Genomic DNA, 12,736 nt, shown 5'->3' with positions numbered 1-12,736 from the left:
AGGAATGTATTTACTCATGATAGTTCTCCTCCTACTGCTGTCAGAGCACGACTATGAGCATAACACAATAATGTGAAAGATTAAATGCCACTTGTGCATAAGAGAATTCTACTGCATAAGGGGAGGGTGGAATTAAACATTTCAATTTTTATGTCAATATCATTTATCAAAAAACATTTCATTTTTGCACTGTTAGTGTTATACTGTATATAGTTTGAAAAACGGCTTCCAAGTGCCGGATATCGTCCGCAGGAAGATTTAGATTCATTCAAAAAGATGGTTGAGTATTGGGCAAGACTAAGAGATAAATTAGAGGACGGAGAGATAACTGAAAGTGATTATTACAAGAAGGAAATCCGCTTCCCAGCAAATCCTATTGATAGTGATAAATCTTATTCCGTATCTCTTAATTTAGATGACGATAAACAATTGATGGTTCAAGAGATGATTGAAAATGAAGAAGTTGCAGAAGCATTAAAAGACTTGTTTCCGGATTTCTCTTATGTGAAGAGGAAACGGAAGCCGAAGAAAGAATAGTTTTCGCGAGATTAACATCACCTATTAAAAAAATAAAGGAGATACAAATATATGGAAATGAAGCAAAATCAAATTATGGAATTATTAGATAGTTTGTACGAAAAATCTATCAATGGTATTCCAAAAGTAAGTTTACCTATTGACGCTTTAGCAAATGATTATATTTCTAAAAACGATTCGACAGAAAAAGCTGCAAAGCAATTTGTAAATTATCAAATTGCCAAGTGTACAACTTCTGGCTTTATAACTGGATTAGGAGGCTTAATTACCTTACCCGTTGCTATACCGGCAAATGTAAGTAGTGTAATGTATGTTCAAATGCGAATGATTGCTTGTCTTGCTTACATGGGCGGCTACGACACTAATAGTGATCAGGTACAAACTTTGGTTTACGCTTGTTTAGCGGGTATATCTATTGACCAAATTGTAAAACAAGCTGGCATAAAATTTGGAACAAAATTTACTACAGCTATGATCAAAAAAATACCTGGTACTGTATTAACCAAAATCAATCAAAAAGTAGGATTTAGATTCCTAACGAAATTTGGTGAAAAGGGTATCATCAACATTGCTAAGTTAGTACCTGTTGTTGGTGGTGTCATCGGTGGTGGATTTGATTTAGCGGAAACAAAAACAATTGCAAATCGTGCATACAAGATGTTTATTAAAGAAGACTTCAGCATTCTGAATGATAAAAACACTAACGACGCTGAAGAAATTATAGATGTAGATACAGATACGATTGAACCAACTGAATAAAAATTTTGATAATACAAATTTGAGAAGGAGGTCTTTTTCCAATGACATCAGCAGAATGGCATTCAACGTTATTTCAATTTATAGGTTTATTATTAAGCCTTGCAACATTTATTGGCTCTGTAGTTGCAATATACTATACATATCAGAATTTAAAAGAAATGAAAAAACAGCTTGCCGAACAAAAAAATCAGTATTTTGAGCAAAACAGAGGAAATCTTGTTTTTTACATATCTAAGAATGACGTAAGTGCGTTTCATTCTCTGATTATAAAGAATTTCGGTAACTCCCCTGCAAAATTAATATCATTAAAAATAACTCCTGATTTAGATTGGAGTAAAGCAGGACAATCTAATATGGACGAATTCAAAATAACTAATTTAAAAAATGTATTTCTTGCACCACAGCAACACATAAGTTCGGGATTTGATTTCAGTACATATCCGGATAAAGTTTTTGATATAGGAATTTCTTACGAAACCTGTGGAAAACTAATAACAGAAAAGTATTCAATTGATATTGACTTTATTGGTAATTTATTAACTATGGAACCTCAAATAAGAGATGAATTATCAGCCCTCAAAAATATAAATAAATCAATAACAGCTTTATCCGACAAATTTATATAATTATCCATTCAGTTTTTCCAAAATTATTGTCATTCTATTGTCACGCAACAAAAAACGAGCCAAGAAACGCCGTAAATTCGGCATTTCTTGGCTCTTGTGTATTATTCAAACTCTACAAAGACTAACGCTTTTTGTTTAGGAATTATTCTCTGTAATGTTTCTCGTTCTTTTGATTATTTGATATATCCATATTATCCTGCCTATACGAGCTAATGTTATCATTTTGTTATCGGCATTGATAACACCTACTCGATAACTGTGGATAATAACTATATGTAGCATGTCAAATTATAAGCTATTTTGCTTAGAGATTCAACACAAAACTGAAATTTTACTTTTCCTTATATTCATCTGGTATTGCTATTTGAAATGTTTCACACAACAGCATCACATCATGCACATCATTTTTATCGTGTTCATATCCCAAATGAAGCATTACCTGACTCAATGGTTCAATACAAGAAACAGTTATATCTCCAACTTTTCCAATACCGGAAAAAGTTTTTGATGGAAATATATCTCCCTCATAAACAATTCCGTCATCTGTAAATTCAAAACAATGTAAATCAATGATTCTTTGTTTATCATCTTTCCAGACAGTATGACCATCCGTTGTATAATCAGTATTTACTTCCTCAAATCCATGCTGCTTAATCACATAAATATAATCATGATAATGTTTCAGTTCAACAAACAAATCAATATCATTGTGTATTCTTGATTCTCTTTTAAGAAGTGCATCAACACCCCATCCGCCATCTAAATATACTTTAATTTCGTTTTGCAAAGCATATTTTATAATTTCACATGCATCTTCTGTACGTACCATAATCTATCCTCCAAATTCAAATCTTTGTATGCTTTCCAACTCACTAAAAGCCTGAAATTTGTCAGTCTTTCATCCTTTTTGTTATCAATCACCAATTAGCTGTAATCCATTAGGATTTAGCTGATATATTTTATCGCACACCTCTTCAATATACTTTCTATCGTGAGAAATGCTAATGACAGCCCCCGGAAATTCTCGGAGCATTTTTCTTATTACCGGACCGGACAATGGTGAAAAATTTCTTGTCGGTTCATCCAGAATAAGAACATTTGCACCACTTAAGCTCATCCTCAAGAGAAGCACTTTCGCCTTTTGTCCGCCTGATAACTCCCGAATCGGATGCTCCATTTCATCTGGTGTGTATTTAAGTGAACCAAGGTATGTTCTAATTCTTGTACGCTCTTCTTTATCTCCTGTTTTATCAAGGTAATCAACCGGTGTAACATCCAAATCCAGCAGGTCTTCATAAGTTTGAGGCATATATTCTGCTTTAATGTCATTCCGATTTAGGAGTTCTTCCGCTATCTTTTTTAGAAGAGTCGTTTTTCCTGCCCCGTTGGCTCCTATCATACAGATTTTTTCTGAACCTTTTATTTTTAAATGAATTCCTTCTGCTAAAATTCTTTTGCCATCCGGAGTCACAAGCTTTGAAAGTTCATATTCTATGACCGTTTTTCCTGCGGGAATGTGTGAGTTTTCATCCCCTAATTTGACAAAGATTGCTTCTTCCTGTTCCGGCATCTGAGTCATATTTTCATCTTCTTTTTCAAATCTTCGTTCCATTGCCTTAACCGTATGCATTTTGTCCTTTAAGTTTTTGGCAACAGACGGTGCTTGTCTGGTACAACTTCTTAATGCACCTTGTACACTCTGCATAACTCTTTGATATTTTTCATCGCGAATCTTTTTCTCCCTACGGTCACTCAGTGCCCGCTGTTTTTGGATTTCAAATTTATGAAGCCGTTCTTCCACATAGCGTCTATAGGGAAGCTTTGCCACGGTATATCTCGCCTTTGTTTTTCGTATAATCTGCTCGATATGTATCACCATGTTGGCAGTACGCTCTATCAGCGTTTCATCGTGTGAAATAAAAAGCACAATGTGCTTCCAGTCATTTATGATTTTTTCCAGTAATGTAAGCGTCGCAATGTCGATGTCATTGGAAGGTTCGTCCAACAACAGCACAGAAACATCGCGAATGAAAAGCCTCATAAGTTGTGTCTTGACTTTTTCGCCTCCTGAAAGACTACCCATTGTCTGGTTACTGTAGAAAAAATCATTTTTCATTCCAAATTTTCCCGCAATAACAGACAATTCTTTAGGCGTTTTCTCCCAGAATATTTCCTCTTCAGAAAAATATTCGTATATTGTTTTTTCCTTATCTTCATCGAGCATCTCCTGCGGAAGATAACCAAGACGTTCGTGTCCCATTATCCTTTCCCCATCTGCTTCTATATAGTTTTCTACAAGCGACGGATTGTATATCCACTTCATTAATGTCGATTTCCCATTTCCCTCTTCTCCAATAATAACTGCCTTATCTCCATCATTTAGCACAAGGTTGAAATCATTAAGAATTATTCTCAGGTCTTTTTTATGTGTTAAATTTAATTTTTTTATCTGCAACATTAAAGTTTCTCCTTTTCGAAGTCTGAGCCAATTATTATTTTGAACACACAAAAACGAGTCTTTTTTGCATACGCAAAAATAGACTCGCTAAATAGCCCCTTATTTCTTTTCCAAAAGGAAAACAAAGGAAATGCCTCTTGCGATAATCCAACTTAAGCGTACACAAAACAAACCTATTCTCTACAGGCTCAATAACTATATGTGTCTTACTTAAATCAAATTATCTATTAATCATTTCCTCACCTTACACAAAATGTGCCTTTCTTTCTTCTAATGGCAATACTATCATACTGTATTTTTTGTGTCAATACATTTCACCTTATGGAAGTGCAAATTAAAATTTTCACTTCCTAATTATACATCCAACCATTACGAAATTCAATCTTTCACAACCTCTTTACAACCACAACCACAGCACTCCAGCAAACGCAGGAGCACCATACCGTAAAACGCTTATGTGTAAATCAACTCCGTTCCTACAACTTCCCTCACACAAGCCTGAATATTATTCATTCTTCCAATCCATTCGTAGGGATTATCTTTCTTTAATTGTTCCGTCACATCTTGTCTGTCGGCATATTCCTTTACCAGTCGAAGAAACATATCCTCTGCTTGCTTATCGACTTCTGCAAGATAACTATGCAGCTTTCCGCTTGTCAGCAGGTTCATATATAACACTTTATAGTGTTCCTTTAAATGCCTTGCATGTCGTTTCCCCCATAAACCAATCGGCTCTATTTCTTCTTCGGCTGGTACTGTGATGTTCGGCAATAAATAATCACCCACCTGTCTATAAGTTCCGCCCATTTCTTCAAAAATTGTCTTTGTCATTTTCCTTTTCCTCCTGTGATTTTTGTCTATCGTGATCGTGTATTATCACGCTTGCGACCTTTAACTGTTCTTGCCTGCTCCAACAAATCATCTATCTGTTTGCGACCAAAAACCTTACGGAGCAGGCTGTAATCTTTATTTTCTGCTTTTAGGATTTTGTTTTCTTCGGTCAATCTTTCATTGACTTTCTCCAAACGCTGATTGGTGCGGTATAACTGTGCATTCGCTGTATTCAGCCTATGATAGTTGTCCCACCCCTCAAAGCAGCGGGCAAGCACCGTTTTGACAAGTTGCTTCAATTTCCTTACAACCGGCTCTGCCATTTTGGTTTTATATGCCTTTGCAGTCATAAATTTCTCTGGTTCTGGCAACTGATATTTCGGTGCAGTATCAAGCTCTATTTCAAGATTTGACAGCTCGTCTTTTGCCTTATCATAGTTCAATACTCGTTCCGACAACACATCAAATTCAATCTGTTTCTGCTCGATTTTCGCACCTAATGCCGCCACTTCTTTTTCTCTTTCCTGCTTTTTATAATCCAAAACAGAAAGATGTTTTTCGTGTGTGCCTAAATGTTCCCACTCAATCCCATAACGTTCCATCACCGCCGCAAGCTGTTCTTTTTCGGACTGTATCCATTGCGACCACTCCGTATCGCCACGACTGCCGCCCTTAAAACCTTGCGTTGCAAGAGCCTGCTTTAGTGACACTCTTGTATCAAGTCCACGCTTGCTGCCTGTGGTAAAAGGTACAAAATCTATGTGCAGATGTGGTGTAGCTTCATCCATATGCAGATGAGCCGAGAACACCCGAAGCTGTGGATTTCGCTCCTGAAAACCCTGATAGTATTCATCTAAAATCTGCTTTGCCAGTTCTCCGTTTTCCGTATCGGCGTTCATATTTCCCTTACCGCCCACCTGTAAAATGATTTCGTGGAACGGTTTTTCCTGCTTGGAACTTCGGATTTTTTCATAATAATCTTTTATCTTTCGGTCTGACCTTATCTGCTTGGCATTGTATCTTTCCAATGCTTCATCAAACAATTCGTGATAAACTGTCTTTATATTTTCATTGCAGTAGTCGATATTGAGATGAGTACGAGTTCCGTCTACATTTTCTGCTCGGAACTTTCGGCTATTGTGATTGACCGAGCCTTTACCGACCATTGCACTTATCGTTCTCTGCATTTTTTCATCTCCCATCTGTAAATTTCAACATTCTCAGGTTTGTTACTTTTGTCAAAAGTAACGCAAAAGCACTTTTGACGGGTACACCCATCAAAAATGCGACCTGTAAACAGGTTTTGCGTCTCCGAAGGCTCTCCGAGGGGTGAGCGTGTGCCGGTGGCACACACGCCTGCGAACCGACCGAGCCAGCAGGCGAGACCAAAGAGCCGCCTTTGAAAAGGCACTCTCTGCACACTCCCCTAAACTTTATCCGGTGTCAAAGTGTGACGATGGTGACAATGTTTTTCACAGCGTGCTGCTCTCAAAAACATTGACACCTTTGACACCGTTTGTCACGCCGTCTGCTCGGTTTCTTTCCAAAGTGAAACCTTTCTTCCGTCGTGTGTGCGGCTGTTCTGATAACGGATACCGTAATCACGAAACAGCCTGCTTGCGTTGATACTGAGCCTTAAAGAAAGTACATTCGGCTTTATATCCACCGCAAGCCTTTCGCAAAGTTCCGAAGCAGTTCCTTCCCATCTGTCACTTTCCGAAAAGAGCGTATCCGCTATCTTCTCAAGCAGAGGTTCGGGCGGTTCTTTCCACATCTCCGTTTCCGATTTTGCAAAGTTCCACACCAATCGCTCGCTGTCCCTTACAAGATGGATTTTCATATCCTGCTGGTCTCTGCCAGCAACATCAAGTGTGGCATTGTTGGAAGTACGCTTGTCCTTACTGAGAACAAATGCACCGTCTGCCGCACCCATCAGACCATTCGTGCCTGAAATCATATCGAATATATCTTCCGATTTTTGTTTGCGTGTATGATGAACAATAAGCATTGAAACCTTGTAACTGTCTGCCAACGCTTTCAGCCTTGCCACAACATCATAATCACTTGCGTAGCTGTAATCTGCTCCGCCTGCTTCACGCACACGCTTTAAGGTGTCTATGATAATCAAGCCTGTGTCTGGGTGTTCCCTCATAAACCCTCTTATCTGTTCTTCCAGTCCGCCATTGACCGTTTTACATTCCGTTGCGAAATACAGATTGCCTGTCTCCTTTGCACCGAACATCTGAAACAATCGCTTCTGCAAACGTGGGTAATCATCTTCAAGGGCAAAATAAAGCACCGTTGCCTTACGCACCTTATACTCCCAAAGCGGTGTGCCTGTGCTGATATGATAGGCAAGCTGTGCCATCATAAAGCTCTTTCCCACTTTCGGGGAACCTACGAAAAGGTAAGTTCCCCTTTGGAGCAGACCGTCGATAAGTGGTGTCTGAACCTCAAACACCGTATCATACAGCGTTGTCATTGATACTGTTTTCAGATAGGAAGGGTCTAACTGTCTGAGTATTTCCCTTTGCATTTCTTCAAAAGATTGCTCGTACCCCTTGAAATCCGTATCCTGATTGACTATACTATTGTCAGTACATTTGGAAAGTGACTGTTCCGCATCTGTTGCCGCAGATACATTTGGAATAGTCATTTCTTTTTTATTCTCCATTCGCATCCTCTCCTTTCAAACCGCCGAGAATAATGGAAATCAGTTCTATTACACTCAGCAGTTCATCATCCACACCTTTTCCTGCTTCAATCCTTTTCAGTTCCGCAAGGACTGTGGCAAATTCCGTTTTCAACGCCTTATACACTCTCGGATTGCCCTGTACCACCACATCCTGATTTAAGCAACGGCGGTAACAATACTCCTGTTTTGGCAATCCTGATAGAGCTACAGCTCTGTTAATGAGTTCGTTTTCTTCGGGCGATACTCGAAACCCTACTGTGATATTCCTCCAACGATTTTTGTTATCTCTGTTCTTAGCTGACATTTTCAAAATCTCCTTTCCCTAAATCATCTAATTTTTCTGCCATCTCAATCTGCTTTGACGGAAAGAGGTGTGCGTACTGATAAGTAATATCAATACTTTCGTGACCAACTCGGTCAGCAATCGCCACCGCAGAAAAGCCCATATCAATCAAGAGTGAAATGTGGCTGTGACGGAGATCGTGAATGCGGATACGCTTCACGCCTGCCGCCTTTGCCCCTCTGTCCATCTCGTGATGAAGATAGCTTTTCGTCACCGTAAAGATACGGTCTTTCTTCTTCAATCCGTAAAGCATACCGAGATATTCTTTCATTTCCTCACACAGAAACTTCGGCATTTTAATCGTGCGGTTGCTCTTTTTCGTTTTCGGAGAAGTAATCACATCCTGCCCTTTCAAACGCTGATAGGATTTATTGATTGTGACTGTTTCCTTATCAAAGTTGAAATCTGCCGGAGTCAAAGCTAACAGCTCGCCCTCTCGGATACCGCACCAGTAAAGCATTTCAAACGCATAAAAGGAAACAGGCTTGTCCATCATCTCAAAAGAGAATTTCTTGTATTCTTCCTTTGTCCAGAACAGCATTTCCTTGTGTTCCTCACGTCCCATATTTCCCACCTTTGCCGCAGGATTGGAACGCAGTTCATAGTAGCGGACAGCGTGATTGAAAATGGCGGACAACTGATTGTGCAGCGTTTTCAGATACGTCTGTGAATAAGGCTTTTTCTTCTCATCACGATAGGCAAGCATTTCATTCTGCCAAGTAATAATCTCCTTTGTGGAAATCTCGCTGATTTTCAGTTTCCCGAAATACGGAAGTATCTTTGTGCGTATGATATGCTCTTTGGTAAGCCACGTGTTTTCCTTCAAACGGTTCTTCACATCATTGATATAAAGCTCCGTAAAGGCTTCAAAACTCATATCAAGGTCTGAAGAAGTCTGCAATTTGAACATTCTTTCCCATTCCTGTGCTTCTCGTTTGGTAGCAAAGCCACGCTTGCATTTCTGCTTGCGTTCCCCTTTCCAGTTCACATACCTTGCCATCACATACCAAGTACCGTTATCTTCATTCTTAAATACCGGCATTTACATTTCCCCCTTTCCTGCTCCGTAGAGCCTTTCGTAAAAATACTGGCGATTTACACGCCCTGCAATCGTAATAAAGCCCTTTGCTTTCAATTCCTCATTTAATTGTCTGATGAGTTTATATGCATAAGGTTTTGATACGTTTAGTTCCTGAGCCACATCTTCGGCTCGGATAAATCTGTTTTCCATATCCTTTTTCTTCCTTTCTTAAAATAATTTTTTGCTTGCCGCTTTCTCCGTGTTAAAGTTCCAACAGGCACTCCTGCTTGTCGGCAGGCGCTGTGCTGTCCCAATGCACCGCAGTACATCAGGCGCTCGCTCGTATAGGGGTTCCCGAAAAGTCGGAGACTTTTGGGGAAGAGGAGGAGCAGTGCAGCGAATGAGCTTTTGTGCTTGCACACAAGCGAACGATACGGAACTTGCTCCGACGAGGTCTTGGCGGTTTGGCTTTTCGGACGGTCATTCAGTTGTCGCATTAAGCATATTTGTTTAATTCGTAATTTATTTTACTAAACATATTTGCTATTGTCAAGTGGTTGCAAAGAAAATATTAAACATTTTTGTTTCGGTTTTTCTTGACTTCCACTAAACATTTCTGCTATACTTATTTCACTAAATATAAAAGGAGCGTATCATTATGGCTATCAGCGAAAGAATACATTTTTTCAGACTAATGCGTGGTATGACACAAAAGTATCTCGGTACAGCAATCGGTTTTCCAGAAAAGAGTGCTGATGTGCGTTTGGCACAGTACGAAACTGGTACACGCAAACCGAAAGCAGACCTTACAAATGCATTGGCACAGGTGCTTGATGTTTCTCCACAGGCTCTTGATGTTCCTGACATAGACAGCTATATCGGTCTTATGCACACTCTGTTTACCCTTGAAGATATTTACGGTCTTACTGTCAGTGAAGCAGACGGAGAGGTATGCTTAAAGGTCAACAAGGACAAAGGCAGAGAAGCATATGAACTCCTCAAAATGCTGTATGCTTGGAAAGAACAGGCAGACAAGCTATCTTCCGAAGAAATCAACAGAGAAGAATACGATAACTGGCGTTACCATTATCCAGAGTTCGACACCACACAGCGTTGGGCAAAAGTTCCATCACAGGAATTAAGTGACGCTCTCGTGGAAGCATTCAAAGACCACTTGAAAGATAAATAAGCACCTACAGGACCTGCCACTGGCAGCTCCCTACAGATGCTTTGGCAACGACAAAAAAGCCCTTAACTATGGTTATTAACCACAGCTAAGGGCTTAGTTTATAATATGGAATTTGTTCAGAGCCAAGCTCCGAACTTTAGTCTGCAAGCCACCTGTTAATTGTTCCGTTACCCATAAACCACTGGATAACAAGAATAATGGCACTTGCTATGACTGTTATCAATTTGTTATCAAAAGACTAATCGAAATCGCTGAAACCCGCATAAACACTGGCTTTTTTAAGCAACTCGATTTATTCAAACTCGGCAAAGCCACTGTTTTTCTTAAACTATTTTGTTTAAGTTTCGATGTGGAATTGCCCATAAATTACTTAAAGTACATATTTTATTTTGGTTTACTGATTAACTGTTGCCAAATCGTTGCCACTCTATTATAGCGAGTATAATCAATGGATGCAATTAATATTTCATATTTATCGTCCTCCATTCTAACCTTACTTCCATTTAATTCACCACGGTATCCAAAATATTCAATATATCTTTCGCTGCATCAAAATAACTAATGACAGTATCTATAGACACTGTTATATTATCACCATGAGCAAAATCATTTCTTAATTGAACCAATGAATTAATCTTTGATTTTTTCCCACTCTCTTTGACCAGAGCATCAAATTGTTCTTTCCATTCGGATGAAATGTTTTGCAACAGATTACTCATATTACCAGTATTCGGATTGCAAGAACTATCAAGAATCATCTTTTCGATATATGTAGCCGTTTTTTCTCCAGCTTCCCTTGTTAGATAATCGTATATTATTTGCTTAAAAACAACCTCAATACTACCACTAGCTTTAATCACGCTATATGCAATCAAATATTTCGTTTTAGTATCGAACCTATTTTTATCTGCATTTATCCACTTTCTAATTTCCTGCAACTCTCTATCTGTATTTTTAATCAAATCGACATAATCACTTTTCATATGTGACTCCATATAATTCTAAAGAAGCCATATTTATCCTAGCCAATATATTGGCTACATTAGTCGTTCGACGGCTAATAAGCTCTTTAAAATCTTCTTTTTTCAATATTTCAACATATCTGCTCATGTAATCTGTATTTTCGTCAAATTTTCTCTTTTCAATCGCGTGAGCAGTAGAAACGGAAATTGCATCAAATAATGCAGGATTAATTTTATTTGTAAACCCATCCATATCACCCTTTAAATTTTTGAATGCATTATTTCCAAATACATCTCTACATGCTTTAATCATATTTACAAATTTTTCCTCCATTTTATTAATTTCCTCATTGCCTACTTTTGTCTTATCTCCCATATAATCATTTAAATACTTTGCCAAATTAATCTGTTTATTATTTGCCTCTGGCCTATTAATTAATTCTGACATTGCAAAAAATCGTAAAATTAATTCTAAATCGGCCATTCTTGAGTCCTCATCTTGAGTTCCTAATATTTCTCTCCAATCTTTATTTTTGTTTAATTTAAAGAGTAAATCGTTACATTTTCCTTGATATACGCAATTTCTTATTTCTTGTGCCTTTAATGTTCTTCCTCCTGTATTAATACGTTCAAAAATTTGAAACATACCAGTATCATTTCTAGGATATTTCTGCTCAAAAATAATGGCATGAATTGTTGTATTTCTAATTCTACGTTTTTCTTCAACCTCCAATTCGGCAAAGGCCTTCCCTCTCCATCGAGAATTTATATTCTCAGTATTTGACAATTTAAAAACTTTTCCATCGCCACTAAATATTCCCTTGACATAATCAAAGACGGTCATTATTCTTTGAAATCCATCAATAATAAGCATCGTCTCATCTGGTTCTTTCGCAAAGAAAACGCTTGGAACTGGCAAGCCTAATAGAATAGAATCAATAAATCTACTGGCCTCCATTTTAGTCCATACATATTTTCTCTGTAACTCAGGTTTTAACAATTCATCTTCCTCGTACATACTTATTATCTCTCTAAAAGACAAATCCGCCCCCCAGGAATTAATATTATATAAATCATCATCTGAGTACATTTGCTCTTCATCGGGCAATGCAGTAACTTCAATCTCTGTTAACTTTTCTTCAGCCATCTTTTTACCTCCAATTGTATATCGATCTATCAGATCATCAATTTGTAACTTTTCTATATTATCATCTAAAATCAATTTAATTCCAATAATTGATTTTTTATTATTGGCAGAGCAAGATATGTTTTCTATGTTTGCATTAAGAAAACATATTACTTTTATCTGTTCATA

At 38.0% G+C, this 12,736-nt stretch carries 14 protein-coding genes; 4 read left to right on the top strand and 10 right to left on the bottom strand.

Annotated features, from left to right (window positions below):
• Positions 1-276: 276 nt before the first annotated feature.
• The 3 genes from DW981_RS13075 to DW981_RS13065 are packed head-to-tail and all read left to right on the top strand — an operon-like array spanning position 277 to position 1,922.
• A complete protein-coding gene (locus DW981_RS13075) occupies positions 277-537 on the top strand; it encodes a hypothetical protein (RefSeq protein WP_243034764.1) in 261 nt (86 codons plus the stop codon).
• Positions 538-588: 51 nt separating this feature from the next.
• On the top strand, positions 589-1,296 hold the full coding sequence (locus DW981_RS13070) for an EcsC family protein (RefSeq protein ID WP_118508028.1): 708 nt from the start codon (positions 589-591) through the stop codon (positions 1,294-1,296).
• 41 nt (positions 1,297-1,337) lie between these two features.
• The gene (locus tag DW981_RS13065) at positions 1,338-1,922 is read left to right on the top strand and encodes a hypothetical protein (RefSeq protein ID WP_118508027.1); all 585 of its coding nucleotides are present in this window, start codon (positions 1,338-1,340) and stop codon (positions 1,920-1,922) included.
• Positions 1,923-2,253: 331 nt separating this feature from the next.
• Here DW981_RS13065 and DW981_RS13060 read toward each other — a convergent pair whose 3' ends face one another.
• The 8 genes from DW981_RS13060 to DW981_RS13025 form a co-directional block, all read right to left on the bottom strand.
• Positions 2,254-2,751 (bottom strand): aminoglycoside nucleotidyltransferase, encoded by a 498-nt coding sequence (locus DW981_RS13060; protein ID WP_009247521.1) that lies wholly within the window; start codon positions 2,749-2,751, stop codon positions 2,254-2,256.
• 84 nt (positions 2,752-2,835) lie between these two features.
• Positions 2,836-4,380, bottom strand: coding sequence for an ATP-binding cassette domain-containing protein (locus DW981_RS13055; RefSeq protein ID WP_009247522.1), 1,545 nt, complete (start codon positions 4,378-4,380; stop codon positions 2,836-2,838).
• Between the two features lie 453 nt (positions 4,381-4,833).
• Positions 4,834-5,211 (bottom strand): TnpV protein, encoded by a 378-nt coding sequence (locus DW981_RS13050; protein WP_009247523.1) that lies wholly within the window; start codon positions 5,209-5,211, stop codon positions 4,834-4,836.
• 26 nt (positions 5,212-5,237) lie between these two features.
• Positions 5,238-6,398: a plasmid recombination protein gene (locus tag DW981_RS13045; RefSeq protein WP_009247524.1), complete on the bottom strand. Its 1,161-nt coding sequence runs from the start codon at positions 6,396-6,398 to the stop codon at positions 5,238-5,240.
• 332 nt (positions 6,399-6,730) lie between these two features.
• Positions 6,731-7,885 (bottom strand): AAA family ATPase, encoded by a 1,155-nt coding sequence (locus DW981_RS13040; RefSeq protein ID WP_009247525.1) that lies wholly within the window; start codon positions 7,883-7,885, stop codon positions 6,731-6,733.
• Entirely contained in the window at positions 7,875-8,210 is a 336-nt protein-coding gene (locus DW981_RS13035) for a hypothetical protein (protein ID WP_009247526.1), read from the bottom strand. Before DW981_RS13035 ends, DW981_RS13040 begins: the two co-directional genes overlap by 11 nt.
• On the bottom strand, positions 8,200-9,291 hold the full coding sequence (locus tag DW981_RS13030) for a site-specific integrase (protein WP_009247527.1): 1,092 nt from the start codon (positions 9,289-9,291) through the stop codon (positions 8,200-8,202). Before DW981_RS13030 ends, DW981_RS13035 begins: the two co-directional genes overlap by 11 nt.
• A complete protein-coding gene (locus DW981_RS13025) occupies positions 9,292-9,480 on the bottom strand; it encodes a transcriptional regulator (RefSeq protein ID WP_009247528.1) in 189 nt (62 codons plus the stop codon).
• A 448-nt stretch (positions 9,481-9,928) separates the two neighbouring features.
• Between DW981_RS13025 and DW981_RS13020 the strand changes: the two genes are divergently transcribed.
• Entirely contained in the window at positions 9,929-10,459 is a 531-nt protein-coding gene (locus DW981_RS13020) for a helix-turn-helix transcriptional regulator (protein WP_009247529.1), read from the top strand.
• Between the two features lie 503 nt (positions 10,460-10,962).
• Here the strand turns inward: DW981_RS13020 and DW981_RS13015 are convergent.
• Complete coding sequence (locus tag DW981_RS13015) at positions 10,963-11,442, bottom strand: MAE_28990/MAE_18760 family HEPN-like nuclease (RefSeq protein WP_118508026.1); 480 nt, start codon at positions 11,440-11,442, stop codon at positions 10,963-10,965.
• On the bottom strand, positions 11,432-12,736 hold a 1,305-nt coding region (locus DW981_RS13010; protein ID WP_347474580.1), incomplete at its 5' end, for a DUF262 domain-containing protein. The genes DW981_RS13010 and DW981_RS13015, both read right to left, overlap by 11 nt.

It is taken from the genome of Clostridium sp. AM49-4BH, assembly GCF_003478335.1.
In the GTDB taxonomy this organism is placed as follows: domain Bacteria; phylum Bacillota; class Clostridia; order Lachnospirales; family Lachnospiraceae; genus Butyribacter.
Note: the sequence above shows the minus strand (reverse complement) of the source record. Positions and strands in the feature narration are given on the sequence as shown.

Bases quoted from the DNA above. Each gene is read 5' to 3' on its own strand.
- DW981_RS13035 (WP_009247526.1), bottom strand. From the start codon at position 8,210: ATGTCAGCTAAGAACAGAGATAACAAAAATCGTTGGAGGAATATCACA.
- DW981_RS13015 (WP_118508026.1), bottom strand. From the start codon at position 11,442: ATGAAAAGTGATTATGTCGATTTGATTAAAAATACAGATAGAGAGTTG.
- DW981_RS13045 (WP_009247524.1), bottom strand. From the start codon at position 6,398: ATGCAGAGAACGATAAGTGCAATGGTCGGTAAAGGCTCGGTCAATCAC.
- DW981_RS13020 (WP_009247529.1), top strand. From the start codon at position 9,929: ATGGCTATCAGCGAAAGAATACATTTTTTCAGACTAATGCGTGGTATG.
- DW981_RS13060 (WP_009247521.1), bottom strand. From the start codon at position 2,751: ATGGTACGTACAGAAGATGCATGTGAAATTATAAAATATGCTTTGCAA.
- DW981_RS13040 (WP_009247525.1), bottom strand. From the start codon at position 7,885: ATGGAGAATAAAAAAGAAATGACTATTCCAAATGTATCTGCGGCAACA.
- DW981_RS13025 (WP_009247528.1), bottom strand. From the start codon at position 9,480: ATGGAAAACAGATTTATCCGAGCCGAAGATGTGGCTCAGGAACTAAAC.
- DW981_RS13070 (WP_118508028.1), top strand. From the start codon at position 589: ATGGAAATGAAGCAAAATCAAATTATGGAATTATTAGATAGTTTGTAC.
- DW981_RS13065 (WP_118508027.1), top strand. From the start codon at position 1,338: ATGACATCAGCAGAATGGCATTCAACGTTATTTCAATTTATAGGTTTA.
- DW981_RS13030 (WP_009247527.1), bottom strand. From the start codon at position 9,291: ATGCCGGTATTTAAGAATGAAGATAACGGTACTTGGTATGTGATGGCA.
- DW981_RS13075 (WP_243034764.1), top strand. From the start codon at position 277: ATGGTTGAGTATTGGGCAAGACTAAGAGATAAATTAGAGGACGGAGAG.
- DW981_RS13055 (WP_009247522.1), bottom strand. From the start codon at position 4,380: ATGTTGCAGATAAAAAAATTAAATTTAACACATAAAAAAGACCTGAGA.
- DW981_RS13050 (WP_009247523.1), bottom strand. From the start codon at position 5,211: ATGACAAAGACAATTTTTGAAGAAATGGGCGGAACTTATAGACAGGTG.